General features: G+C 63.6%; 23 protein-coding genes and 1 pseudogene. 14 read left to right on the top strand and 10 right to left on the bottom strand.

The features are described 5' to 3' along the window. Positions 1-40 precede the first annotated feature (40 nt). Entirely contained in the window at positions 41-1,426 is a 1,386-nt protein-coding gene (locus tag A9K65_RS13070; RefSeq protein WP_013530325.1) for a PLP-dependent aminotransferase family protein, read from the bottom strand. Between the two features lie 82 nt (positions 1,427-1,508). Between A9K65_RS13070 and A9K65_RS13065 the strand changes: the two genes are divergently transcribed. From A9K65_RS13065 to A9K65_RS13050, 4 genes are all read left to right on the top strand, one after another. Further along, a complete protein-coding gene (locus tag A9K65_RS13065; RefSeq protein ID WP_064994646.1) occupies positions 1,509-2,000 on the top strand; it encodes an Lrp/AsnC family transcriptional regulator in 492 nt (163 codons plus the stop codon). Positions 2,001-2,130: 130 nt separating this feature from the next. Beyond that, a complete protein-coding gene (locus A9K65_RS13060) occupies positions 2,131-3,624 on the top strand; it encodes an NAD-dependent succinate-semialdehyde dehydrogenase (protein WP_064994645.1) in 1,494 nt (497 codons plus the stop codon). 32 nt (positions 3,625-3,656) lie between these two features. Next, positions 3,657-5,036 carry an aspartate aminotransferase family protein gene (locus A9K65_RS13055; RefSeq protein WP_064994644.1) on the top strand — a complete coding sequence of 460 codons (1,380 nt, stop codon included), beginning with the start codon at positions 3,657-3,659 and terminating at the stop codon, positions 5,034-5,036. A gap of 8 nt (positions 5,037-5,044) precedes the next feature. Beyond that, the gene (locus tag A9K65_RS13050) at positions 5,045-6,148 is read left to right on the top strand and encodes an alcohol dehydrogenase family protein (RefSeq protein ID WP_013530321.1); all 1,104 of its coding nucleotides are present in this window, start codon (positions 5,045-5,047) and stop codon (positions 6,146-6,148) included. Positions 6,149-6,160: 12 nt separating this feature from the next. Here the strand turns inward: A9K65_RS13050 and A9K65_RS13045 are convergent, their stop codons facing one another. The 3 genes and pseudogenes from A9K65_RS13045 to A9K65_RS13035 all read right to left on the bottom strand — a co-directional run. Continuing rightward, positions 6,161-7,207 carry an ornithine cyclodeaminase gene (locus A9K65_RS13045; protein WP_064994643.1) on the bottom strand — a complete coding sequence of 349 codons (1,047 nt, stop codon included), beginning with the start codon at positions 7,205-7,207 and terminating at the stop codon, positions 6,161-6,163. Positions 7,208-7,235: 28 nt separating this feature from the next. Next, positions 7,236-7,640: an FMN-binding negative transcriptional regulator gene (locus tag A9K65_RS13040; protein ID WP_245322046.1), complete on the bottom strand. Its 405-nt coding sequence runs from the start codon at positions 7,638-7,640 to the stop codon at positions 7,236-7,238. 1 nt (position 7,641) lies between these two features. Further along, positions 7,642-8,010 (bottom strand): annotated as a pseudogene (locus A9K65_RS13035) (FAD-dependent oxidoreductase); the annotation flags it as partial. 145 nt (positions 8,011-8,155) lie between these two features. Here A9K65_RS13035 and A9K65_RS13030 point away from each other — a divergent pair. From A9K65_RS13030 to A9K65_RS13015, 4 genes are read left to right on the top strand one after another with little or no spacing between them, the layout of a single operon-like run. Further along, positions 8,156-9,094 (top strand): MurR/RpiR family transcriptional regulator, encoded by a 939-nt coding sequence (locus tag A9K65_RS13030; RefSeq protein WP_064994642.1) that lies wholly within the window; start codon positions 8,156-8,158, stop codon positions 9,092-9,094. Continuing rightward, positions 9,091-9,738: an isochorismatase family cysteine hydrolase gene (locus A9K65_RS13025; protein ID WP_064994641.1), complete on the top strand. Its 648-nt coding sequence runs from the start codon at positions 9,091-9,093 to the stop codon at positions 9,736-9,738. The genes A9K65_RS13030 and A9K65_RS13025 overlap by 4 nt, the downstream gene beginning before the upstream one ends. Continuing rightward, positions 9,735-11,057, top strand: a complete 1,323-nt coding sequence (locus tag A9K65_RS13020; RefSeq protein ID WP_024502303.1) for a glutamine synthetase — start codon at positions 9,735-9,737, stop codon at positions 11,055-11,057. The genes A9K65_RS13025 and A9K65_RS13020 overlap by 4 nt, the downstream gene beginning before the upstream one ends. Next, the gene (locus A9K65_RS13015; protein ID WP_024502302.1) at positions 11,057-11,824 is read left to right on the top strand and encodes an N-formylglutamate amidohydrolase; all 768 of its coding nucleotides are present in this window, start codon (positions 11,057-11,059) and stop codon (positions 11,822-11,824) included. Before A9K65_RS13020 ends, A9K65_RS13015 begins: the two co-directional genes overlap by 1 nt. A gap of 186 nt (positions 11,825-12,010) precedes the next feature. Here A9K65_RS13015 and A9K65_RS13010 read toward each other — a convergent pair whose 3' ends face one another. The 4 genes from A9K65_RS13010 to uxuA all read right to left on the bottom strand — a co-directional run bounded on the left by A9K65_RS13010 (position 12,011) and on the right by uxuA (position 17,234). Beyond that, positions 12,011-13,030 carry an NADP-dependent oxidoreductase gene (locus A9K65_RS13010; protein WP_024502301.1) on the bottom strand — a complete coding sequence of 340 codons (1,020 nt, stop codon included), beginning with the start codon at positions 13,028-13,030 and terminating at the stop codon, positions 12,011-12,013. A 25-nt stretch (positions 13,031-13,055) separates the two neighbouring features. Then, positions 13,056-14,378, bottom strand: coding sequence for an LLM class flavin-dependent oxidoreductase (locus A9K65_RS13005; RefSeq protein ID WP_064994640.1), 1,323 nt, complete (start codon positions 14,376-14,378; stop codon positions 13,056-13,058). 335 nt (positions 14,379-14,713) lie between these two features. Then, on the bottom strand, positions 14,714-15,733 hold the full coding sequence (locus A9K65_RS13000) for an isopenicillin N synthase family oxygenase (protein WP_064994639.1): 1,020 nt from the start codon (positions 15,731-15,733) through the stop codon (positions 14,714-14,716). Between the two features lie 316 nt (positions 15,734-16,049). After that, on the bottom strand, positions 16,050-17,234 hold the full coding sequence (gene uxuA / locus A9K65_RS12995; protein WP_013530312.1) for a mannonate dehydratase: 1,185 nt from the start codon (positions 17,232-17,234) through the stop codon (positions 16,050-16,052). Between the two features lie 99 nt (positions 17,235-17,333). Between uxuA and A9K65_RS12990 the strand changes: the two genes are divergently transcribed. From A9K65_RS12990 to A9K65_RS12965, 6 genes are all read left to right on the top strand, one after another. After that, positions 17,334-18,119 (top strand): SDR family oxidoreductase, encoded by a 786-nt coding sequence (locus A9K65_RS12990; protein ID WP_064994638.1) that lies wholly within the window; start codon positions 17,334-17,336, stop codon positions 18,117-18,119. Between the two features lie 255 nt (positions 18,120-18,374). After that, a complete protein-coding gene (locus A9K65_RS12985; RefSeq protein ID WP_013530310.1) occupies positions 18,375-19,727 on the top strand; it encodes an extracellular solute-binding protein in 1,353 nt (450 codons plus the stop codon). 110 nt (positions 19,728-19,837) lie between these two features. Then, entirely contained in the window at positions 19,838-20,776 is a 939-nt protein-coding gene (locus A9K65_RS12980) for a sugar phosphate isomerase/epimerase (RefSeq protein ID WP_064994637.1), read from the top strand. Then, positions 20,773-21,708 carry a sugar ABC transporter permease gene (locus A9K65_RS12975; protein WP_064994636.1) on the top strand — a complete coding sequence of 312 codons (936 nt, stop codon included), beginning with the start codon at positions 20,773-20,775 and terminating at the stop codon, positions 21,706-21,708. Before A9K65_RS12980 ends, A9K65_RS12975 begins: the two co-directional genes overlap by 4 nt. Then, positions 21,708-22,607, top strand: a complete 900-nt coding sequence (locus A9K65_RS12970) for a carbohydrate ABC transporter permease (protein WP_013530307.1) — start codon at positions 21,708-21,710, stop codon at positions 22,605-22,607. The genes A9K65_RS12975 and A9K65_RS12970 overlap by 1 nt, the downstream gene beginning before the upstream one ends. Before the next feature lies 1 nt (position 22,608). Further along, positions 22,609-23,766: a Gfo/Idh/MocA family oxidoreductase gene (locus A9K65_RS12965; RefSeq protein WP_245322045.1), complete on the top strand. Its 1,158-nt coding sequence runs from the start codon at positions 22,609-22,611 to the stop codon at positions 23,764-23,766. On the opposite strand, the gene A9K65_RS12960 is transcribed toward A9K65_RS12965, so the two are convergent. Continuing rightward, a complete protein-coding gene (locus tag A9K65_RS12960; protein ID WP_064994635.1) occupies positions 23,675-24,481 on the bottom strand; it encodes an SDR family NAD(P)-dependent oxidoreductase in 807 nt (268 codons plus the stop codon). The genes A9K65_RS12965 and A9K65_RS12960 overlap by 92 nt on opposite strands. Continuing rightward, positions 24,478-25,332, bottom strand: coding sequence for an NAD(P)-dependent oxidoreductase (locus A9K65_RS12955; protein ID WP_064994634.1), 855 nt, complete (start codon positions 25,330-25,332; stop codon positions 24,478-24,480). Before A9K65_RS12955 ends, A9K65_RS12960 begins: the two co-directional genes overlap by 4 nt. Positions 25,333-25,369: the final 37 nt, after the last annotated feature.

The raw sequence follows: 25,369 nt of genomic DNA, 5'->3' as shown, positions 1-25,369 counted from the left end.
ACAATTATTCTGATTCCGCACAATTTCCGGGCAAACCGGGCTAGATTGCGAGCAGCAGATGCTCCGGATCGCCAAGCAGCAGCTTGGTGACAACGCCGAGGCCGGCGCGCAGTTCCCCCTCGGTGGTCGAACCCAGCGAGATACGCACCGCCGGATGCCAGGGCGCACCCGAAATACGGAAGGATGTTCCGGGCGCGATAGCCACGCCTTGCAGGCGGGCCTGGGCGACAAAGCTTTCCTCGGCACGGTCCGCGGGCAGTTGAAGCCAGACATGCAGCCCGTCTCGCCGGGCGCGATAGTCGACCCCCGCCAGCACCTGCGCTGCAATATCCTGCCGGCGCCGCAAAGCCGCGCGCTGCCAGTGGACAAGCTCCATCGCCGTGCCGTCGGTCACCCATTTGGTGGCGATCTCGGCCACCAGCGGCGTCGCCATCCAGTTCGAAACCAGATGCCGGTTGGCGACGGCGGCGACGTAGCGGTCGGGTGCGGCCAGATAGCCGATGCGCAGGCCGGGCACGGTGATCTTGGTGAAGGAGGTGACGTAGAGCGTGCGCTCCGGCGCGAACGCGGCAACCGGCGGCGGCCGGTCTTCGACCAGCGGACCCAGCACATCGTTCTCGATGATGGCGATATCGTGCTTGCGCGCGACCGCCGCGATCTCTTCTCGCCGCCGCGCATCCATCAGCGTCGCCGTCGGATTGATGACCGAGGGCTGAACGAAGACCGCGCGGATGTCGGAAAGCCGGCAGGCCTCGTCCAGCGCTTCCGGAATCAGGCCGTTGTCGTCGATCGGCAGGCCTTCCAGGTTGAAGCCGAGATAGCGTGCCAACGGCACCAGCGTATGGTGGCCGATCGCCTCCGTGGCGACCGTAGAGCCCGGCGGCGCGACGCTCATCAGCGCCACTGTCATGCCGGCGGTGGCGCCGTTAGTCAGGCTGACGTTCTGCGGCGAAGCATCGAGGCCGCACAGTCTCAACCATTCGACCGCCACCGCGCGGTGGCGGGGAAACACCATGTTGGGCCGGAACGAAAGTGCAGAACTCGACGGCAGGTTCTCAGCCAGCCATCCCAGTGCCTGCTTCAGCCGCTCAAGATGCATCGGCTCGCAGACCGGTTTCAGGATCGAAAGGTCGATGACTTCACCGAGCCGCTCCGGCAGATAGGGCGGCTCGGGCTCGCGGCGCTGCGTCTGGACGAAGCTGCCGCGGCCGATCTCGCCCGAAATCAGGCCGCGGCGGATCAGTTCCTCATAGGCGCGGCTAACCGTCTGCACCGAAAGCTTGAGGTCGTCGGCCAGCCTGCGATGGGTCGGCAACCGCGCGCCATTGGCAAGGCGTCCGTCATGGATGGCGCGCGCGAACTGGTCGGCCAGCGACTGATAGGCCGGCCGTCGGATAAGCGCGGGATCGGGTTGCCACAATGTCATGACTTATTAGAGATCGAAATCAGTGCAATTGACAATCGAAATAATGCGCCGTCATGGTATTCGGACGAAAAAGTGAGCCCTGATGACATCAGCGAAACTCGACCCGATCGACCTGAAAATCCTCGACGCCATCCAGCGCGACGGACGCATCACCAAGCTGGCGCTGGCCGAGCAGGTCGGCCTGTCTCCGACGCCGTGCTGGATGCGGTTGCGCAAGCTGGAAAAGGCCGGCATCGTCTCGGGCTATCACGCCAGGATCGCCATGCGCGTCGTGGCACCCGTTGCCACCGTGCTGATGGAGGTGACGCTGGCAAACCACCGCCAGGCCGATTTCGACCGCTTCGAGCGCGTTATACGCGATGTTCCCGAGATCGTCGCCTGCTGGTCTGTCGGCGGCGGCGTCGACTATCTGTTGAAGGTAATTGCGCGCGACATCGACGCCTATCAGCGGCTGGTCGATGGCTTGCTGGACCGCGAGATCGGCATCGATCGTTACTTCACCTACATCGTCATCAAGACCGTGAAGGACCAGGTGGCGCTGCCCATCGCAGAGCTTTTGCCGGCGTCGTCGTAGGAGCGGAGAGATTCTCTCGCCGGGCAACCCGATAGAGAGAGTCTCTCTACATCAGGACTTCCAAACAGCCTCTCTATCTGCATCGGGCGGATAGTCTTCCCTTATCAGTCCGAACCGGGAGGCTTTGACCATGTCCGCGCATTTCGCCCGCTCGCATCGCCATGAAGCGCTCGACGGCCTCGCCGACCGCCGGCTGCTGCGCGAACTCGCCTATGTCGATGGCCACTGGACCGCAAGCGAGGCTGCCGAAAGCTTCGAGGTCACCGATCCGGCCACCGGCACGACCGTCGCTTTCGTCGCCGCGCTCGATGGCCGGCAGACGACAAAGGCGATCGATGCCGCGGCGCGCGCCTTCCCGGCCTGGCGGGCGCTGTTGCCGCAGGAGCGCTCGACAATTTTACGAAAATGGTTCGAGCTGATCGTCGGCGCCAAGGATGATCTGGCTCTGCTGATGACGCTTGAACAGGGCAAGCCACTGCAGGAATCGCTGGGCGAGATCGACTACGCCGCCTCCTTCGTCGAATGGTATGCCGAAGAAGCAAAACGCCTGAACGCCGAGAGCGTCACCAGCCATCTGCCGAACGCCGAGATGATGGTGCGGCGCGAGCCGCTCGGCGTCGTCGGCGTCGTCACGCCGTGGAATTTTCCGGCGGCCATGCTGACCCGTAAGGCGGCCGCCGCCCTTGCCGCCGGCTGCACCATCGTCGCGCATCCGTCCTCGGAAACGCCGCTGTCGGCGCTGGCGCTGGCCGAACTCGGCGAACGCGCCGGCCTGCCCGTGGGCGTCTTCAACATCGTCACCGGCAAGGCTTCGACGATCGTCGGCCGGATGTGCGAAGATCCGCGCGTGCGTGCCATGAGCTTCACCGGCTCGACCGAGATCGGCCGGCTGATCGCCGCCCAGAGCGCGCCGACCATGAAGCGGCTGGTGATGGAGCTTGGCGGTCATGCCCCGCTGATCGTCTTTGCCGATGCAGATCTGGACAAAGCGGTTGATATCGCCATCGACGCCAAATTCGCCACGTCGGGCCAGGACTGCCTCGCCGCCAACCGCATCTACGTCCAGCGTCCGATCTACGATCGGTTCTGCGCCGCCTTCGCCAAGCGCATCGAGACGCTGCGGACCGGCAATGGCCTAGCCGAGAAGATCGACATCGGGCCGCTGATGCATGAGCGCGCCATCAAGAAGGTGGAGGAACAGGTCGCCGATGCCATCGCTCACGGCGCGCGCTGCCTCACCGGCGGCAAGCGGCACCAGGCCGGCCCGCTGTTCTACCAGCCGACGCTGCTGGCCGATGTCAGTGACGAAGCGCTGATCATGCGCGAGGAGACGTTTGGCCCGGTTGCCGCCGTGACGCCGTTCGACAGCGAGGATGACGTGATTGCCCGCGCCAACGCCACCGAGTATGGCCTCGTCGCCTATGTCGTGACCGAGAATGGTGGCCGGCAGCAGCGCATGGGCCGCGCGCTCGACTACGGCATGGTCGCCATCAACCGCGTCAAGATCACCGGCGCGCCGATCCCGTTCGGCGGCGTCAAGCAATCGGGCATCGGGCGCGAAGGCTCGCGCCACGGGCTCGAAGCCTTCACCGATCTGAAGTATCTCTGTCTGGACGTCGCCTAGGTTCGTCCTGCCATCCCTCAAGGAGTTAAAAAATGCTCGACCAGTCCAACGAACTCGCCGCCTGGGATCGCGACCACTTCTTCCATCCCTCGACCCATATGGGCACGCATGCGCGGGGCGAAAGCCCGACACGCATCATGGCCGGCGGTGAAGGCGTCACCGTGTGGGACAACAATGGCAGGAAGAGCCTCGATGCCTTCGCCGGGCTCTATTGCGTCAATGTCGGCTACGGCCGCCAGAAGATCGCTGACGCCATCGCCGCCCAGGCGAAGAACCTCGCCTATTACCACGCCTATGTCGGCCACGGTACCGAGGCCTCGATCACGCTGGCCAAGATGATCATCGATCGCGCGCCGCAGGGCATGTCGCGGGTCTATTTCGGCCTCTCCGGTTCGGATGCCAACGAAACCAACATCAAGCTGATCTGGTACTACAACAACGTGCTCGGCCGGCCGGAGAAGAAGAAGATCATTTCGCGCTGGCGCGGCTATCACGGCTCGGGCGTGATGACGGGATCGCTGACCGGGCTCGACCTGTTCCACAACGCCTTCGACCTGCCGCGCGCGCCGATCCTGCACACCGAGGCACCCTACTACTTCCGCCGCGCCGACCGCTCGATGAGCGAGGAGCAGTTTTCGCAGCATTGTGCCGACAAGCTCGAGGAGATGATCCTGGCCGAAGGCCCGGAAACCGTCGCTGCCTTCATCGGCGAGCCGATCCTCGGCACCGGCGGCATCGTGCCGCCGCCGGCCGGCTATTGGGAAAAGATCCAGGCGGTGTTGAAGAAGTACGACGTGCTTCTGGTCGCCGACGAAGTGGTGACGGGCTTCGGCCGACTGGGCACCATGTTCGGCTCCGACCATTACGGCATCAAGCCGGACCTGATCACCATCGCCAAGGGCCTGAGCTCGGCCTATGCGCCGCTGTCGGGCGTCATCGTCGCCGACAAGATGTGGCAGGTGCTGGTTGAGGGCTCCGACAAGCTCGGTTCGCTCGGCCATGGCTGGACCTATTCGGCACATCCGATCTGCGTTGCCGCCGGCGTCGCCAATCTCGAGCTGATCGACGAGATGGATCTTGTGACAAATGCCAAGGAGACCGGCGCCTATTTCCGCGCCGAGCTGGCCAAGGCGGTCGGCGGCCACAAGAATGTCGGTGACGTCCGCGGCGACGGCATGCTGGCAGCGGTGGAATTCGTTGCCGACAAGGACGACCGGGTGTTCTTCGACGCTTCGCAGAAGATCGGACCGCAGGTGGCGACAGCGCTTGCCGCAAGCGGCGTCATCGGCCGCGCCATGCCGCAGGGCGACATTCTTGGCTTCGCGCCGCCGCTCTGCCTGACCCGCGAGGAAGCCGACATCGTCGTGTCGAAGACCGCCGATGCGGTCAAGAGCGTGTTTGCCAATCTCTGAGATCGACTATGAATGCCATGACCAGAACCCTCCCCGCCACCATGGCCGCCGTGCTGCTTGTCGGGCACGGCGGGCCGGAAAAACTCGTCTACCGCAGCGATGTGAAAGTGCCCGCGCCTGCGCCAGGTGAAGTGCTGGTCAAGGTCAGCGCTTGCGGCATGAACAACACCGATGTCTGGGTGCGCCAGGGCGCCTATGGCACGGAGGAGGACGCTGCCGCCGTGTCGACATGGCGGCGCCAGGGCAACACGCTTGTTTTCCCGCGCATCCAGGGCACCGACACCGTCGGTACCATCGCCGCCGTCGGCGAAGGCGTGTCGCCGGAGCGTATCGGCGAACGGGTGATGGTCGATTTCTCCATCTACAATCGCGACGACGATTCGCTCGCCGACATCGACTATATGGGCCATGGCCGCGACGGCGGCTACGCCGAATACCAGGCCGTGCCGGCCGAGAATGCGCATGTCGTCGATACCGACATGAGCGACGTCGAACTCGCCACCTTCTGCTGCGCTTACCTGACCGGCGAACAGATGCTGGAGCGCGCCGGCTTGAAGGCCGGCGAGCGCGTGCTGGTCACCGGCGCCTCGGGCGGCGTCGGTTCCGGCATCGTGCAACTGGCACGGGCGCGCGGCGCCATTCCCTATGCCGTCGTCGGCAAGGGCAAGGAACAGGCGGTGCTGGACATCGGCGCCGAGGCGGTCATCACCCGTGGCGTCGCAGACCTGCCGCAAGCCGTGATTGAAGCGACCGGCGGCCAACCGATCGACGTGGTGGCCGACCTGGTCGGCGGCGCGATCTTCAACGACCTCTTGCGTATTCTCAGGCCCGAAGGCCGCTACACGACCGCGGGCGCGATTGCCGGTCCGGTCGTGCAACTCGATCTCAGGACCATGTATCTCAAGCAGTTGCAGTTGCATGGTTCGAGCCAGGGCACGCGCGCGGATTTCCGTCGCATCGTTGGTTACATCGAGGCGAAGAAAATCCGGCCGCTGGTCGGTGGCGTCTACAAGCTCTCCGATTTCCACCATGCGCAGGCGGATTTCATTGCCAAGGATTTCGTCGGCAAGCTGGTGGTGGTGCCGGATGCCATGTGGGGTTCGGCTGGCTGAACACTCTATGCCTCAACCCTGCTGGGCCGCCCTCAACAGCATGCCGAACAGGTCGCGCGGTTCGTCGGGGTCGGCCAGCATGTCGAGTTCCTGGTAGAGGCCGGTCGAGCGCAGCTGATCCCTGACATAGCGCAGCGCCGAAAAATCCTCGATGGCGAAGCCGACCGAATCGAACAGCGTGATCTGGCCGGAATCGCGCCGGCCTTGCACGGCGCCTGACATCACCTGCCACAGCTCGATCACCTCATGATCCGGCGCAAGCTGCTGGATCTCGCCCTCGATGCGGGTCTGCGGCGGATATTCGACGAAGATGTCGGAGCGCAGCAGGATATCACGGTGCAATTCGGTCTTGCCGGGACAGTCGCCGCCGACCGCGTTGATGTGCACGCCGGAGCCGACCATGTTGTCGGTGAGGATGGTGGCGTACTGCTTGTCGGCGGTGACGGTGGTGATGATGTCAGCCCCCTCGACCGCCTCCTGCGCGGTGCCGCAGGCGACCATGTCGAAGCCGAGACCGGCGAGATTGCGGATGCATTTTTCGGTGGCCGTGCGGTCGATATCGTAAAGCCTCAGCCTGTCGACGCCGAGCAGCGCCTTGAAGGCCACCGCCTGGAATTCGGCCTGGGCGCCGTTGCCGATCAGCGCCATGCAGCTGGAGCCGGCCGGCGCCAGATACTTGGCGGCCAGAGCCGACATCGCCGCCGTGCGCAGCGCCGTCAGGATGGTCATTTCGGACAGCAATACCGGGTAGCCATTGTGGACGTCGGCGAGCATGCCGAAGGCGGTCACGGTCTGGCGTCCCTCGCGCATGTTCTTGGGATGGCCGTTGACATATTTGAAGCCGTAGACCTCGCCGTCGCTGGTCGGCATCAGTTCGATGACACCCTCGGCGCTGTGCGAGGCGACGCGCGGCGTCTTGTCGAACAGCTCCCAGCGGCGGAAATCATCCTCGATGTAGCCGGCGAGTTCGACGAGGAAGCGTTCGACGCCGATCTTCAGCACCAGCTTCATCATATGGTCGACGCTGACGAAGGGCACGATGTTGAGATTGGGGATCATTTTTCTTTTCCTTGCCGCATGCAGGCGGTCAGTCCTGGCGATGCGCGTTGTGTGCCTTCATCATCGTTGCCAGCGCCGGATCGTTTTGCTCCAGCACCCTGATGGCTCCGCCTGTGTCGTAGTGGCACTCATCCTGGCCCATCTTGAACTTGGCTTCGAGCCGCCCGATCGGCAGGTCAAACCCTATGATACCAGGTATGCGCCGCTCCATGCCGCCTGGTCCGAGCTCACGCATGCGCCAGCGATCGTCGCGATCCTTCTCCAGCACATCGACAAGCTGCAGGAGATGCCGGGTGGTGCCGTGATCGTCGAGCGGCACCGGATGTCCATGACAATGCACGACGGCAAAGTTCCAGGTCGGCGCGCTGTCGCGCACCGGATTGCGCGGATACCAGGACGGCGAGATTGTCCAGGGCAAAGCCCGGTGCGGCATCGGCAAAGGCCTGCGGCGACAATGTCTCGATGCGCGCGCCCTCGCCGCGGATGCGTTCGGCTGCCGACGTCCAGCTCGCCTTGTTGTCGTTGCCGCAGACCCACATCATGCCGATTTCGGTGACAAAGGATCCTTCGCCCGCGATTTCGGGCAGCGACACCAGGATCTCTCGGCCACGGATGGATACCTGCGACAGTTCCGGCATCAGGTAGAAGGCGTGCAGCAGCGCCGACGATCTGCCCGACGGGCCGCCGGCGGGATGGGTCTGCTCGACCAGCGTGACCTTCACACCGGCTTTGGCCAGATCATAGGCCGCGCTCGATCCGACAATACCGGCACCGACGACGATGACGTCGCTTCCATTTCGCATGGCTGTTCCCCACAGTCTCTTGGCTGCTTTTCGACAAGGTAGGGCCAGCGATCGCGCAATGTCAACATCTCTTCATTATTGACCGAGATTTAAATCTCTGTAATAAACTCGACAAAACAAGAGAACACGGATTCCGGGGAGGCCCATGGCGATACGCGATGTTCTGATGCGCGGGGATCTTGCGCTGACGCCGTCGGAGGAGAAGATCGTCCGACTGCTGTTGACGGACTATCCGACCTCCGGCCTCGGCACTGCCTCATCGCTCGCCCGGCGCGCTGGCGTCAGCGATCCAACCGTGGTGCGGCTGGTGATGAAGCTCGGCTATGAAGGGTTTCCGGATTTCCAGGCGAGGCTTCTGGCCGAAGTCGAGGCAAGACTGCACTCGCCGCTGCTGATGATGGAGGCCAAGCGGCAGAGCGGTTCCAACGACAGCGCCGTGCTAGCCTATCTCGATAGCGTCACCACGGCCTTGCAGAAAGCCACCGCCGCGACACCCGTCCAGACTTACGAGCGGGCGGCCCGCTTGCTGATGGAGGCCAAGGGCGAGATCGTGATGGTTGGCGGCCGGTTCAGCCGCCACATCGCCGGCATGCTGGCCGGCTATCTCGTGCAGTTCCGCTCCGGGGTTCGCGATCTCGGCGTGCTCTCTCCGCAGATCTTCGACACGCTGGCCGACCTCGGCCGGCGCGACGTGCTCGTCGTCTTCGACTACCGCCGCTACCAACTCGATGTGATGGCCTATGCAAAACAGGCGGCGGCGCTCGATGTGCGCATCCTCCTGTTCACCGACCAATGGCTGTCGCCGATATCAGATCTCGCCGAAGTCACCATCGTCAGCCCGCTCGAAGTCGCCTCACCTTACGACACGCTGGCGCCGGCGATCGCACAGATGGAAGCGTTGGTCGCCCATATCGTTTCGACGCTGGGCGACGAGGCCCGCGCCCGCATCGAGCGACTCGAAAAGGTGCGGCATGCCAATGCCGTGACGCTCGACAGCGAACCGCAAGAGAACGGCGCGCGCAAGACACCCGGCCCCCGCAAGATACCGGGACCCAAATCAGCAAAGCAGGACGACAAAGCATGACCCAGGCCCTACCCAAACGAGACGAAGCCTTCCGTGCCGGCGAAACGGCACTGCTGCTCGTCGACATGCAGCGCATCTGGCTGGAGCCGGGCGCCGATCCGTCGCATCCGGAACGTGGCCCCGATCATTATTTTTACCGGCAGACATCCTCGCAGACGATCCCCAACCAGGAGCGCCTGCTGGCGGCGGCGCGGGCCAATGGCGTCGAGGTGCTGCACACCATCATTCAGAGCCTGACCGAAGACGGCCGTGAGCGCTCGCTCGACCACAAGCTGACACCGATCCATGTTGCGCCCAGTCTCCCCGAAGGACTGCCGGTGGGATCGCTGGCGCCGGTTGGCGACGAGATCATGCTGCCGAAGACGTCGTCGGGCATCTTCAATTCGACCAATGTCGACTATCTCCTCAAGAACCTCGGCATCCGCTATCTCGTCGTGGTCGGCGTGCTGACCGATCAATGCGTCGACATGGCGGTGCGCGACGGCGCCGACCGCGGCTATCTTGTCACCTGCGTATCGGATGCCTGCGCCACCATCACCCAGGAACGCCACGACATCGCGCTCAAGGCCTTCGGCGGCTACTGCTGGGTGGCTGACACCGACACGGTCGTCGACCGCTTCAACGCTTTGGGAAAACCGGCATGACGTCGACTGTCGAGCCTCTGGTTGCCGTCGTCACCACGGATCTCTCCGCCGTCACGCGGGGCCGTTTCGTTGCCGAAAGCAAGTTGCAGAAGACCGCCACGACCGGCGTCGGTTGGCTGCAGGCCAATCTGTCGCTGACACCGTTCAACTCGATCGTCGATCCCAACCCCTGGGGCTCGTCGGGCGACCTGCGGCTGATCCCCGATCTCGAGGCGCGCTTTCGCACGACACGCACCGGATCGGCAACGCCATTCGATATGGTCGCCGGCGACATCGTCGAGCTCGACGGCAGCCCATGGCTCGGCTGCACCCGCACGATGCTCAAAGACGCGCTGGCCGATTTGAAAGCCGCAACCGGCCTGTCGGTCATCGCCGCCTTCGAGCATGAATTCAACGTCGCCGACGGCGGCTTCGCACAGGCGCATTCAATGTCTTTCGCCGCACTGCGCCGCGCCGATCCTTTCGCGCCGAATCTGATGGCGGCGCTCGAGGAAGCCGGCGTCGTGCCCGAGGTGGTCATCGCCGAATTCGGCGACGAGCAGTTCGAGGTGACGCACGAGCCGGCGGACGCGCTGACGGCGGCCGACCGCGCCGTCGCCATCCGCGAAATCACGCGCGAGTTGGCGCGCAATGCCGGCTGGCGTGCGAGCTTCGCCCCCAAGACAGCGCCAACCGCCGTTGGCAACGGCGTCCACATCCATTTCAGCTTCGTCGACGAGGCCGGCAAGCCGATGACTTACGATCCGGCACTGGCGGGCGGCCTTTCCGCCAAAGCGGGCGCCTTCTGTGCCGGCGTGCTGCGCCATCTGCCTGGGATGACCGCCATGACGGCGTCGAGCGTGTCGTCCTTCTACCGGCTGAAGCCGCACAGCTGGAGTTCTTCCTACACCTGGCTTGCCGACCGCGACCGCGAGGCGTCGCTGCGCATCTGCCCGACGGTGACGATCGGCGGACGGGATCCGGCGCGGCAATACAACATCGAATACCGGGCCGCCGACGCCACCGGCAATCCCTATCTGTCGCTGGCGGCGATCATCCGCGCCGGGCTGGAAGGGCTGAAGGCGGGCCTGCCGTCGCCACCTTTGGTCACCGGCGACCCGACACTGATGAGCGAGGCGGAGCGGGCAAGTCTTGGTCTGGTGCGCCTGCCCGAAACCCTGCCCGCGGCACTGGACGCGCTGCTGGCCGACGGCACCGTGACGGGATGGTTCGCGCCTGTCTTCATCGAAACCTTCGTCGGCCTCAAGCGACATGAAGCCGAGCGTCTTGCCGGTCTCGATCCGGCCTCCATCTGCGATCTCTACCGGACGCTCTATTGATGACCGCAGTGACAAAAAAAGATTGGCCCGAGGCCGTGGAGGCCCTTAACGAGCACGGCCGTTCCGATATCGTGCTGTTGTGCGAGCATGCGTCCAACCACATGCCGGTCGAGTATCGACAGCTTGGCCTCGATGCCCACCATCTGCAGCGCCACATCGCCTGGGATATCGGCGCCGCCGAAGTGACCCGCCTGCTGTCGTCGAAGCTCGATGCTCCGGCCTTCCTCAGCGGCTATTCGCGGCTGCTGATCGACCTCAACCGGCCACTGGGCACGCCAGGCAGCATTCCGGTACTGTCGGAAGACACCGACATTCCCGGGAATGTCGGCATCGATGCGGCGGAGCGGACCCGGCGCGCCGAGATCATCTTTTCGCCGTTCCATGACCGGGTGACCGCTTATCTCGACCGCCGGGCACAAGCAGGCCGGCAGACGCGGATCGTGACGATCCATTCTTTCACGCCGGTCTTCCTCGGCGTCAGCAGGCCCTGGCATGCCGGCGTGCTGCATGACCAAGCAAGAGGTCTCGCCGAAGCGATCCTTTCGGGCCTGCGCACCGATGCGGCGCTCAATGTCGCGGCCAACGTGCCCTATGTAATCAGCCGCGACGCCGACTACGCCGTGCCCATTCATGGCGACGATCGCGGCATCGCCGCCGTCCTCGTCGAGATCCGGCAGGATCTTTTGTCGACACGGTCCGGCATCGAGGAATGGGCGGACCGGCTGGCGGCGGCACTGCCGGCACTCGAGACAGAAACCGTGCCGTGAGCAATCCAAGCCTGCGCGAGCGCGACGCCGCGACCATCGCCCAGATCGGCAAGTTGCGTTTCTCGCCGCTCAGCGTCATCGGCAGCCGGGGCAACCGGCTGATCGGCGGCTGCTGGCAATCACGCCCCGCGGCCACGGCTGCGGCAGAAATTACCCAAGCAGCCCCGCCTGATCGTTGCGCGGCATTTATTCCGCGATACGCACGATCAGCTTGCCGAAATTCTTGCCATCGAGAAGGCCGAGAAAGGCCTGTGGTGCATTTTCGATGCCATCGACGATATCTTCCCTGTAGCGGACGCGGCCGGACGATATCCATTCGGCCATCTCACGATAGAAGGCCGGGCGCTGGTCGACAAATTCACGCTGGATAAACCCCCTGATCGTCAGGCTGCGGTGCAGCACTTGCTGCATCAATACCGGCAACCGGTCGACGCCGGCATCCGCGATGACGTTGTACTGCGCGATCAGCCCGCAGACCGGCACACGCGCAAATTCGTTCAGCAGCGGAAACACCGCGTCCCAGACAGGACCACCGACATTCTCGAAATAGATGTCGATGCCACCGGGGCAGGCTGCCTTCAACTGCTCGGCAAAATCATCGGCACGGTGATCGACGACCGCATCGAAGCCGAGTTCGTCTCGCACGAAGGCGCACTTGTCGGCACCGCCGGCAATGCCGACGGCACGCGCGCCCTTGATGCGCGCGATCTGGCCAACGGCCGACCCGACCGCGCCGCTGGCGGCCGCCACGACGACCGTCTCGCCAGGCTTCGGCTGCCCGATGGTGAGCAGACCGGCATAGGCCGTGAAGCCCGGCATGCCGAGCACGCCAAGCGCCGTAGTGATGGGTGCCGCAGCGGGATCCAGCTTGCGCAGCCCCACACCGTCGGACAAGGCAAAACTCTGCCAGCCGGAATGGGACAGCACGATATCCCCTTCGGTAAATTCCGGGTGGCGAGAGATCACGACGCGCGCAACGGTACCGCCTTCCATCACGCCGTCGACATCGACGGGCCTGGCATAGGATTTCGTAGCGTTCATGCGCCCGCGCATATAGGGATCGAGCGACAGATAGAGGATCTGCAGCAGCAGTTCGCCCTCTCCCGGCTGGACGACATCAACCGTCTCGATGCGGAAATCATCCGGCTTCGGCCGGCCTTGTGGCCGCGCCGCGAGCACGATGCGGGTGTTGGACTGGATCGACATCGAAAATCTCCCTGCGAAGAAGGCTCTACTCGAAAAACCGGTTGGGCGGACGCTTCAGCCCGAGATTCTCGCGCAGTGTCGACCCTTCATATTGCCGCCTGAAGATCCCTCGCCTTTGCAATTCCGGCACCACCTTCTCGGCAAAATCATCGAGCCCGGCGGGCAGGTATGGAAACATGATGTTGAACCCGTCGGAACCCTCGCCGATCAGCCATTCCTCCATCTCGTCGGCGATTGTTTCAGGCGTGCCGACAAAAGCAAGGCCGGAATAGCCGCCCAGCCTTTGCGCAAGCTGCCTGACGGTCAGGTTCTCCTCGCGTGCCAGTTCGATGACGCGCTCGCGGCCACTCTTCGAGGCATTGGTCTCGCGGATTTCGGGCAAGGGCGCGTCGGGATCAAAACCGGACGCGTCATGTCCGATGGCGATCGACAGCGAGGCGATGCCGCTCTCGTAGTAGACGAGACTGTCGAGCTTCGCCCGCCTGGCCTGCGCGTCCTCGACGCTGTCACCGACAACGACAAAGGCGCCGGGCAGGATCTTGATGTCGTCACGCGACCGGCCAAGCCTTTCCGCACGGCCTTTGACGTCGGCGAAGAAGCGCTGCCCCGCCGCGAGATCGGCATGGGCGGCGAAAATGACCTCCGCTGTCTCCGCCGCCAGTTGGCGTCCTGCCTCCGAGGCGCCGGCCTGCACGATGACCGGCCAGCCCTGGATTGGCCGCGCGATGTTGAGTGGGCCGCGCACCGAGAGATGCTCACCCTTGTGGTCGAGCACATGCAGCCTGGCCGGGTCGAAATAGAACCCGCTTTCGGCGTCGCGGATGAAGGCATCGTCGGCAAAGCTGTCCCACAGGCCGGTGACGACATCGTAGAATTCCCGGGCCCGCCGGTAGCGCTCGTCATGCTCGACATGCTCGTCGAGGCCGAAATTGAGCGCCGCATCCGGATTGGACGTGGTGACGATGTTCCAGCCGGCGCGTCCGCCGCTGATATGGTCGAGCGAGGCGAAGCGGCGGGCAACATGATAGGGCGCGTCGAACGTCGTCGATGCGGTGGCGACCAGCCCGATATGGTCGGTGACGGCGGCGAGCGCCGACAAAAGCGTGAACGGCTCGAACGAGGTGACCGTGTGGCTGCGCCGCAGCGCCTCGATCGGCATGTTGAGAACGGCCAGATGGTCGGCCATGAAGAAGGCGTCGAACTTCGCCGCCTCCAAGGTCTGGGCGAAGCGCTTCAGATGCGCGAAATTGAAATTGGCGTCGGCATAGGCGCCCGGATAGCGCCAGGCGCCCGTATGCAGGCTGACGGGGCGCATGAAGGCGCCGAGGTGCAATTGTTTTTGTGTCATGAAAGTCGTTTCGACCGATCGATACAGTCGAGCACTAGCGCTCGAATCCTAAACTCAGGATCGGACGGTCCGCGCAACTCGGGAAGATATCCTGTTCCTCCACGCCGGCCTTTTGCAGCATAGGTTTTGCGCTGTCCGGGACCAGGACAAAAAATGGCCGGGCTCGAATGCGGCCCGGCCAAAAGAAGGTTTGAACCTTCAGAGGGGAACACCGTCCAGCGGAATGGGAGGAAACCGCTAAACGATTTTACCTTTTTGCGCCTATCTCGAAGCCTTGGCGACGAATGGCATTCCAAAAAACATATGAAACGGAAAAAATTCGTGCAGAGCTGAGCTCACGAGCCCGCCGCTCCGGCCTGGAGAAGATCGGCATAATGGCGGCGTGCCACGTCGGGATGGGAACGCAGTCGGCTTTTGAGCACATTGGTGCCGACATCGCGGAACAAGGGGTTGTCCGGATCGCTTGCCGGCCCGCGCGCTTCGGCCGCCAATTCCTCGGGTAGGGTCAGAAGCGGTATGGTCGCGTCCAGCCGCGCACTGAAGAAGAAGGGAACGGAGATCCGCTCGACGCCGGCAGGCGGCGTCACGACGCGGTGAACGGTGGCACGCAAATACCCATTCGATGCCAGTTCGAGCAGTTCGCCAATGTTGACGACCAGCGTTCCAGGCAGCGGATCCACATTCACCCAGCTTCCGTCATATTTGACCTGCAGGCCCTTGTTGTCGTCCTGCAGCAGCAGGGTGAGGAAACCGCCATCCTTGTGCGCGCCGACGCCCTGGTCGCCTTCGGTCGCGTCACGGCCGGGATAACGGACGATCTTCATGCGATGGTTGGGCGAGTCCAGATAGATCGCGTCGAAGGCGTCCTCGGGCTGATCGAGCGATAGTGCGAAGGCTTTCAGCAGCCGAATGGCCACCGCGGTCGCCTGGGCCTGCCATGCAAGCAGTGCCGGCTTGAGCTCCGGCAGTGCAGACGGCCACTGGTTCGGCCCCTGCAGCCGTGTCCACGGTGCAATTCCAGGTCCCTGCGCTATGGGCTGGCGCTCGACGCCGATGTCGAGTTGCTCACGCCAGTCGGCCGCGCCCTTGGTCAGTTCGCCGCCGGCGCGGGTGTAGCCGCGAAACTGCTGGGATTTGACCATTTCGATGGCCAGCTTGTCGGCCTCCGGCAACGCGAAGAACCGTCGCGAGGCATCGAGCACGTCGTCGATCTCCGGGGCGGAAATTCCGTGGCCGCTGAGATAGAAGAAGCCAACGTCCCGGGCTGCCGTACGCAGGTCCAGGAGAAAGGTACGATACTCGGACGCACCTTGTTCGAGGCGGCTCAGGTCAAGCACCGGCACAATTCTGGGCATGGTCAGCTTCCTTCTTTTCTCTGCCCTGGCTTAGGAGAAGTAGAAGCGACCACCGGCAAGAGCTTCGAGCATGAATGCATCTCAAAGTGACACGCAAGGCGTGCCGATCAAAGCAACAGGAAGTCCAATCCGGGCCGGATGGAAGAACGTCAGCGCTGCATATTATGACCTGTCGGCAAATAATTTCCCGACAAGTGCTTTACCCGCCATGCCTCTCGTGGACCGCACTTTCCAGTGCGACAGCGTATAAGTCGCAGCGGAAGCGCAATCGCGCGTGATCGTCTGTAAATCCCGCCAGCCGACCGGCAGGACGGCTTCAAGCCAGCTCGAACCGCTCGATGGCGCGCATGATGCCGCGCAGCTCGGCGAGGCCCTTCAGCCGGCCGATCAGCGAATAGCCGGGGTTGATCCTGGTCTTGCCGATGTCGTCGGCAAGCAGATGGCCATGGTCTGGTCGCATCGGAATGCGCCAGTCGGCACGGCCTTCCCTGCGACGGCGCGCCTCTTCCTGCATCAGAGCGAGGATAACATGCGCCATGTCGGTGCCGCCTTCGAGATGCTCGGCTTCGTAGAACGAGCCGTCATCCTCGATGGTGATGTTGCGGAGGTGGACAAAGTGGATGCGGTCGGCGAATTCCTTGACCATGGCGACGATGTCATTGTCGGCGCGCGTGCCATAAGAGCCGGTGCAGAACGTCAGGCCGTTGGCGGGGCTGTCGACGGCGTTAAGGATGAAACGCGCATCCTCGGCTGTCGAAACGATGCGTGGCAAGCCATAGAGCGAGAAGGGCGGGTCGTCGGGATGGATGCACATGCGCACCCCCTCCTCTTCGGCCACCGGAATGATCTCGCGCAGGAACCAGGCAAGGTTTTGGCGCAGCTCCTTTGGTCCGATCGCATCGTAGTCCGCCAGGGCCTCGCGAAAACTGTCCCTGTCATAGCTGCGCTCGGTCGCCGGCAGGCCGGCGATCAGGTTGCGTTCGATCCTGTCGATCGCTTCGCTGCTCAATTCCTTCAGCCGCGCTTCCGCTTCGGCGATACGGGCAGCGGTATAGCCGGCTTCGGCATTGACGCGCTTCAGCACGAACAGGTCGTAGGCTGCGAAATCGATGGCGTCGAAACGCAGCGCATAGCCCGTCGTCGGCAGCCGATAGGCGAGATCCGTGCGGGTCCAGTCGACCACCGGCATGAAATTGTAGCAGACCGTCGCAATGCCGGCCTTGGCGAGCGCGCGGATTGAGTCGCGATAGTAGCCGGCGTAGCGCTCGCGTTCCGGCGCGCCGATCTTGAAGGAGTTGTGGACCGGAATGCTCTCGACCACCGACCATGTCAGGCCGGCAGCCTCGATGACACGCTTGCGCTCCAGAATGCTCTCGAGCGGCCAGGCGCGCCCGTCATAGATATCGTGCAAGGCGCTCACCACGCCGGTCGCACCGGCCTGCCTGACATGATCGAGCGTTACCGGGTCGTTTGGTCCATACCAGCGCCAGCACTGTTCCATTGCCGCTTCCTTCTGCGAGAGGATGGCAACCTATTGTTGGACCACAATGGGTGTCAAACTAGGAACCGGTTTCGGACAGCGAATGAAGGAGTTTTCCCAATGAAGGATTTCGACGGCAAGGTTGCCTTGGTGACGGGGACGACCGGGATTGGCCTCGCAACCGCCAGACGCCTCGCTGCAGGGGGCGCTGCGATCATCGCCTGCGGCATCGACCGCGCGGCCAACGCTCTACTGAAAGCGGAACTGGAAAGCTCCGGAGCCGGGGCGCTGGTCATAGGCGCCGACGTCTCCGTGCCCGATCAGGTTCGCGACGCGGTCGCGGCCGGCGTGGAGCGGTTCGGCGGCCTCGATATCGTCGTCAATTCGGCGGCGGTGCATCCGTACGGAACCGCCGTCAGCACCGATTTCGAGACCTGGAACAAGGCGATGTCGATCAATGTCGGGTCGATCTATCTGACCGCGCATTTCGGCATCCCGGAAATGGTCCGCAGGGGCGGCGGCGCCATCGTCAACGTCGCTTCGGTGCAGGGCTTTGCCTGCCAGCAAAACGTCGCCGCCTATGCCACCACCAAGGGCGCCATCCACGCGCTGACGCGTGCCCTGGCCCTGGACCATGCGCGCTCCGGCATCCGCGTCAATTCCGTCAGCCCCGGCTCGATCCGCACCCCGATCCTGGAGCAGGCCGCCCGCGGCGAGGACGGCACGGACGCCGATGTCGAGGCCGCCTACAAGCGCTTCGGCGAAGCGCACCCCATCGGGCGCATCGGCGAGCCGGAGGAGGTGGCCGAACTTATCGCTTTCCTGTGTTCGTCGAAGGCCGGCTTCTGCACTGGCGCGGATTACAAGATCGATGGCGGCCTGACCGCCGGCATCGGCGTGAAGTAGATCGCGAATGGGGCTTGGCCTTTAGCGGGAGCGGCCGGCATCCGACAATTGGTTTGCCGAATTCTTGCAGATCAATGCTCAAGCAAATCGAACACCGCACGGGCCACGCCGAACACGAAAGGGGGCGGTGCGATCGATGAAATAATAGGCATTCTTGCCGATTGACAAAAACATCAACAGGCGACCAAGATCATATGACCATCAACGATATTGGTCCCGAGGTTGCCCCTCGGCATTGGCGTAAAGGAGAGCCAGATGCCCCTTCAGCAGAGAGTGACCCATCGTCCGAAACAACGTCCCGCCGCTCCCATCCTTGCCGCCGCACTGCTAGGCCTCGGCCTGATTACAGTGCCCGGCATCGGCCACGCCGAAGGGATCACGCTCAAGATTTTCGGCGGCTCGGCGCTCGACGAACTCGCGCCGCGTCAGCCGCCGGACGAGCAGAAGAAAATCCAGCAGCAGGTTATCGACGGCTTCCTCAAGGCCAACCCCGACGTCGCCGCGATCGAGTGGGATGCCCAGGGGCCACAAACCGATTCCATTCAGCGCGTGATGACCGCAAAACTTGCAAATCAGGAAATGGATCTGATCGCCTGCCCGGCCTTCTACACCAATGGTGCCTATGTCAGGCGCAAACTGGTGATGCCGATTACCGACAAGATCAAGCCGTTCCAGGACAGGATCGACGCCGCTGCACTTGGCGCCTTCACGGTCAACGGGCAAGTCTATGGCGTGCCGATCTCGACGCTGTCGACATCGACGATCTTCTACAATGTCGATCTCTTTCAGAAGCTCGCCATTCCTGTCCCGCCAACCTATGACGACCTGAAGGCAGCCGTGCCGAAGTTCAAGACCGCGGGCGTGATCCCTTTGCTGCATCAGGGCTCGAACACCGTGATGTGGCCGATGTGGTACTTCGAGACCTTTTCGCAGGCATCGGGCGACCCGGTCGGCAAGACGCAGAAGAACCTCGAGGGCACGGCGAAGTTCACCGACGCGCCCGATGTCGAGGGGTTCAAGCTGATCAAGCAATGGGTCGATGATGGCATCCTTTCCAAGGATTCGCTTTCCGTCGACCAGGACGGCATGCGTGCGGCCTTCGCCGCCGGCAAGAGCGCCATGTATTATGGCGGCACCTGGGAAATCCCGTCGCTCCAGTCGAGCGTCAAGGACTTCAAATGGGGCGTCTTCGCCTTTCCGAAAATGGACGGAACGCCGGGCGCGCCTGGCCATGGCGGCGGTGCCGACAACGGCATGTGCGTCGCCTCCTCGATCCCGCCCGAGAAGCTCGATGCCGCGGTCAAATTCATCGAATATCTGACACGGCCTGAAGTCGCGACGCTCTACCTCGCGCCGGAACAGCCGATCGCGGCCTCGATCAAGGGCGTGCCGCAGGTCGACGATGCCTATGCCGTCGAACTGCGCAAGCAGGCCTTCCCGAACACGATCAAGTTCCTCGACTGGATCTGGCCATCGGAGGTCGCGAGCGCCACGGCTTCGGCAATCGCCGGCATCGTCGGCGGCACCACGACGCCCGAAGACGCCGCCGCATCGATCCAGACCATCTTCGACGACCTCAAGGCCCAGGGCAGCTGGCCGCCCAAATGAGGCCCTGAAGTAGCGCCTGCAAGCGAGCACCCATCCAGCCGGGCTGATGCGCCAGGAAAGAAGAACAGAGGCTGCCTGCTTCGGGCAGCCTCGCCCATCGGAGAGAACACATGACGACACATCGCGCCGAACGGCAGCGCTTCTCGATCGGTTACCATCTGAACAGCTGGGACCTGACCGGCCTTCCGCTCAGGCCAGCCATCAAGTTTCTCGCCGACCAGGGCTTCGGCTGGTTCGAGATCCTCGCCTTCACCAGCCTGTCGGACCAGTACGCCCGCAAATACATGCAGCTCGGCAATCAGGCGCCGATGGGGGTGACCACCGACACCGACATCTTGCGGCGCTATGCGCTGCTGTCGGAAGGCCAGAGCGAATATGGCATCAAGCTCTCCTCCTTCTACGTCAATGCGATCTTCACCAACCCCGTCGCCTGGCCTTATGAGCGTGACGTGCTCGTCGCGCTGACCAGGATGTTGAAGGGCTTTGGCTCACCGGTGCTGGTTCTCGGCGGCGGTCCCTCGGAAGCCGCTGCCGGGGCGCACACGGCCGACGACTACCGCGCCTTCTGCCGGGCGCTCGAGGATATCGGCAGGCGGACGAAGGACCTTGGCATCGAGACGGTCTATCACCCGCACCTCGACACCTTCATCGAGCGCCGCGACCAGCTCGATCGCATGATGGATGAATTGGATACCAACCTCGCCGGCCTGTGCATCGATCCGGCGCATCTCGCCCACACCAATTCCGATCCGGTCGACGCGGTCAAGACCTACATTTCGGCTGTGCGCTATATGCATTTCAAGGACACCAGGGTCGATCCGGCGCTGAAGGGCTATGACCGCTATGGCGCCTTTTGCGAGCTCGGCGCCGGGGTCGTCGATCTTGCCGGCATCGCCGACGCCCTGCTGGAGGCAAACTACGATGGCCTCGCCATCATCGAGCTGGATGCGTCCAAGAAGACAGCAGAGCAAAGCACGCTCGAGAGCATCGCCTATATCAGGGACACGCTCGGGCTGGTGCTGACCCCGCAAGGCGCGAAGGCCACATGAGCACGCGACCGCAAGAGGCGGCTCCTGTTTCGAGCCGATCCGGCACCTGGCGCTTCGACGCCGGGGACGGGGCTACGGCCTTCGTCATGATCCTGCCCGCCGCGATCCTCTTCGGTCTTTTCTACCTCTGGCCGTTCGTCAACGGCTTCTGGCTCAGCCTGCACAATTGGGACGGGTTTTCCGACCCGACATGGGCGGGCTTTTCCAACTACATGCGGCTGGCGCATGATCGCACCTTCCTCGGCGCGCTGCGCAACAATTTGATTTTCGTCGTTGCCGTCGTGGTCCTGAAAAACGCGCTCGGCCTCGGGCTGGCGCTGCTTCTGAACCGGGCGCTGCTTGGCCGCGCCTTCTTCCGCGCCGCCGCCTTCGTCCCGGTGACGATGTCCTTCGTCGCCGTCGGCCTGCTCTGGTCCTGGATCTACAATCCCGTCTTCGGCCTGCTCAACAGCGGGCTCGATCTCATCGGCCTCGCCGGACTGAAACGATCATGGCTCGGCGACGCCGACATCGCGCTCTACTCGATCATCGTCGTCGATGTCTGGAAATGGCTCGGCTTCCATGCCGTCATCTATCTGGCCGGGCTGCAGACGATGCCCTCGGAGCTTTATGAATCGGCGAAGATGGACGGCGCCGGCCCCTTGCAGCGCTTCCGGCACGTCACCGTTCCGATGATGATGCCGATCATCTTCATCAACACCATCCTCGGCCTTTCCGGCGCCTTCGTGCGCAATTTCGACATCGTCTATGTCTTGACCAAGGGCGGCCCGAACCACGCCACCGAAGTGGTGCTCACCTACATGATGAGCAAGGCCTTCCAGGACGGCGCCATGAGCTACGCCGCTGCGATCGGCTATGTTCTCTTCATGATCGTCGGGCTGGCCAGCGTCGGCCTGCTGGCCCTGATGCGGCGGCAAAGGCTCGACGTCTGATGAGAGCCGCCAACCTTTCGCTGAACGATGGCGCCGCCGGCTCTCGCCGTCGCGGGCTCATGCAGCGCCTCGGCATGCGCGGCATCCTCGAACTTGGCGGCATCTATGCCGCGCTCATTCTCGTGCTCTTCGAGACCCTTTATCCGCTGCTTTGGGTGCTGTTCGGTTCGCTCAAGACCAAGCAGGAAATGCTCAGCAATGTCTGGGGTCCGCCATCGAGCCTGGTGCTGCAGAACTATGCCGATGCCTGGCGGATCGCCGGCATGGGATCGCGCATCGTCAACAGCATCTTCGTCACCGGCTCGGCATTGATCATCCTGGTGGCCGTCGCGACGCCGTGCGCCTATGCGGTGGCGCGTCTTCGTTTCCCCGGACGCGGTCTTGTGGTTGCAGTCGCGGTTGCGGCCATGCTGGTGCCGCCGCAGGTGATGGCCATTCCGCTGTTCCTGGTGGCGCGCGATCTCGGCCTGATAAACAGCCGGCTCGGCATTGCCTTCATCTATGCCGCGACCTCGCTGCCGCTTTCGGTCTTCATTCTGCGCAGCTTCTTCATCACGTTGCCGGCCGACCTCGAAGATGCCGCGCGCATCGATGGCGCCAGCCGGCTCGAGATCCTGATCCACATCATGCTGCCCCTGGTGCGGCCGGGCGTGGCGCTGATCCTCATCTTCGGCTTCATCGAGATCTGGAACGATTTCTTCCTGGCCTTCCTGCTGTTGCGCGACCCTTTGGTGCAGACCATCCCGCTTGGGCTGGTCAGCTTCTTCCAGCAATACGACTCGCTCTGGACGCTCTATTTCGCCGCGTTGACGATCACGACACTGCCGGTGATCGTCGTCTTCGTCGCCATGCAACGGCAGTTCATCGCCGGCCTGACAGCCGGCGCCGTGAAGGGTTGACATGCAGGATCGCGTTATTGGCGTCGGCGTCATCGGCTGCGGCGAGATCGCCCAGCTGATGCACTTGCCTTATCTCATGGAGTTGCCGGCGTTTCGCATCGCCGCCTTGTGCGACATCTCTCCCGGCACGGTCGACAAGGTCGCGGAACATTATGGCGTCACTGCCAGATATACGGACCATCGCGCGCTGCTTGCCGATCCGAATGTCGATGCGGTCGTGATCTGCACCTACGATCATGGCGAGATGGTTGCCGATGCAATCCGCGCCGGCAAGCACCTGATCGTCGAGAAGCCGCTTGCCTTCACGCTCGAGGAGGCGCGCCCGCTGGTCGAGCAGGCCGAGCGGAGCGGCCTCGTCGCCCTTGTCGGCTACATGAAATTCTATGATCCCGGCTATGAGATCGGGCTGGAGCGCATCGCCGCCATCGGCCGGCCGAAATCGATCCATGTCCACGATTTCGCGGGCCGCTTCGACCGTTATGGCCAACTCTACACGCAAACCAGGGTCACCGACGTGCCGGCCGATGTGTTGGCGGCGGGACGCGAAACGGTCGCTCGGCGCATCGAGGCGGCGCTCGGTGTGGACCATGCCGGCTATCGCGATCTCTATCTTGTACTGCTCAGCCTCGCCAGCCACGACCTTGCCGTCATGCGCGGCGCTTTCGGCACGCCGGACTGCGTCGTGCATGCACAGCAGACCGGTCCCAACCAGCTGCTGGCCGTGCTCGATTATGGCGGCGTCCCTTGCCTCTTCGACATGGCACTTGCCCAGTATGAATGGTGGGACGAGTGGATCCACGTGCATGGCGAGCGCGACGAGGTGCGGATCGAATTCCAGAACCCCTATTTCCGCAATGCCTCGGCGACTGTCCGGCTACGTGAAACGACAGGCGAGGCTGCATCCGAACGCGTTCTGCCTGGCGTTCCGGATACGTCGTTCCGCCGCGAATGGCTGCATTTCGCTGATTGCATTCTTGCCGGCGTTAAGCCGCGCACGCCGCTTTCGGGCGGGCTCGCCGATCTCGATCTTGCCGTTCGGATCATCCAGGCAATGCCGCCGAAAGACTTTAGCGAAATTTCGGAAACGCACCGCCATCAGGGGCGTTGGCCCAGCTCTGCAAGGTCTGGCCGCCGTCGATCAGCCAATCCACGCCCGTGACGTGCCTCGCCTCGTCGGAGGCGAGGAAAGCCACGGCGGCCGCGACATCGTCCGGCTGGCCGATGCGGCGCAATGGAATGCGGTCGGCGAAATGCTGGACGCTGCTCTTGAATTCGCCGTCACCGGAAGCCGGCACGCCAAGCGTCGTCTCGATCACGCCGGGGCAAATGGCATTGACGCGTATGCCGTAGGGCGCGGCATCGAGCGCCGCAACCCGCGTCAGGCCGACCACGCCGTGTTTGGAAGCGACATAGCCGGCACCGCCCGAAAGGACGTCCCAACCGGCCATGGATGAGCCCATGTTGACGATCGAGCCACCGGTCCCCGCCTTGATCATTGCCCGAAGCGATGCCTGCAGGACGAGGAAGATACCGCGCAGATTGATACGGATGGTCGTATCCCAGTCCTCGACCGGCAGGTCGTGAACGGGAGCGACGACGCCGGAAATGCCGGCATTGTTGAACACCACGTCGAGGCCGCCGAACGTCTCGACGGTCACCTCGACGGCGCGCCGCACATCCGCTTCATCGGTGACGTCGGCTTCGATGGCAATGGCGTTTTCACCCAGTGAGCGAGCCAGTTGCTGCGCCGCCGCGCCATTGCGATCGACAATGGCGACGCGCGCGCCTTCGTCAAGGAAACGCCGCACCGCCGCGCCGCCGATCGCGCCGGCGCCGCCAGTGACAAGGATCTTCTTCTGGTCGAATCGTTTCATCCCCCGGTCTCCGGCTTTGGATAGGAACGCCATGAATATTGTGGTTCGAAGCCGATCGTTTCGCGCGCATGGACCGTGTCGAGCACGGCGCCAAAGCCGGCGATCGGCCGCGATAGAGCGACATCGGGATAGACCCGGCACACGAGCGCTTCGGTTTCCTCTTCCATGAAGGTGTCGGCGGCGCTGAGCAGGACGCGCAGATGGCCGTCGCCTTGCCATTCAAGCGCCCGCAGGAAGCCCTGCCCGGCGTCGCGCGCGTCGAGATAGGCCCACAGGTCGCGGGCACTGTCGGCCGTGGCGCGGCGCGGCCCGACGCCCTCGAAAAATGAACCCGGCGTCTGGATCCACGGCATGCGGATACTGACCGCCGAAAAGGCGCCGCGGCGCACCGCCGCGTCGACGATTTCCTCGCCCAGCCATTTCGACAGGCCGTACGGGTCCTGCGCGCCGACCGGGTGGTCCAGGTCGACCGGCAGATAGGGCGGCCGCACAGGTTTTTCGAAAAAGGGATAGCCGAAGACGCTGAAGGATGAGGCATAGATGAAGCGCCTAGCGCCGGCCATGGCGGCTGCCTCGACCACATTGTAGGCGGTCGCGATGTTGGTCTTGAACACCTCGCCGCCGGCCCGGCCGGTCGGCCGCGGAATGGCCGCGACATGCACAACGGCATCGCAATCGCGCACCAGCTGCAGTGTCGATCCCAGATCAGTCAAATCGGCGGTTGCGTGGCGCCATGCGACCTCACCCGGCACCACGGCATCGACACCAAGCACATCGTGGCCGGCCGCAACCAGAGCCTCGGCCACATGGCGGCCAAGCAGGCCGCTGGCTCCGGTGACGATGGTTTTCATATCTCGGCCTCGGCTCCGCAATTCAGCGGCTTGAATA

Source organism: Mesorhizobium sp. WSM1497 (assembly GCF_001672455.2).
In the GTDB taxonomy this organism is placed as follows: Bacteria; Pseudomonadota; Alphaproteobacteria; order Rhizobiales; family Rhizobiaceae; genus Mesorhizobium; species Mesorhizobium ciceri.
The sequence above is the reverse complement of the archived record's forward strand: the minus strand, read 5'-3'. Positions and strand labels throughout refer to the sequence as shown.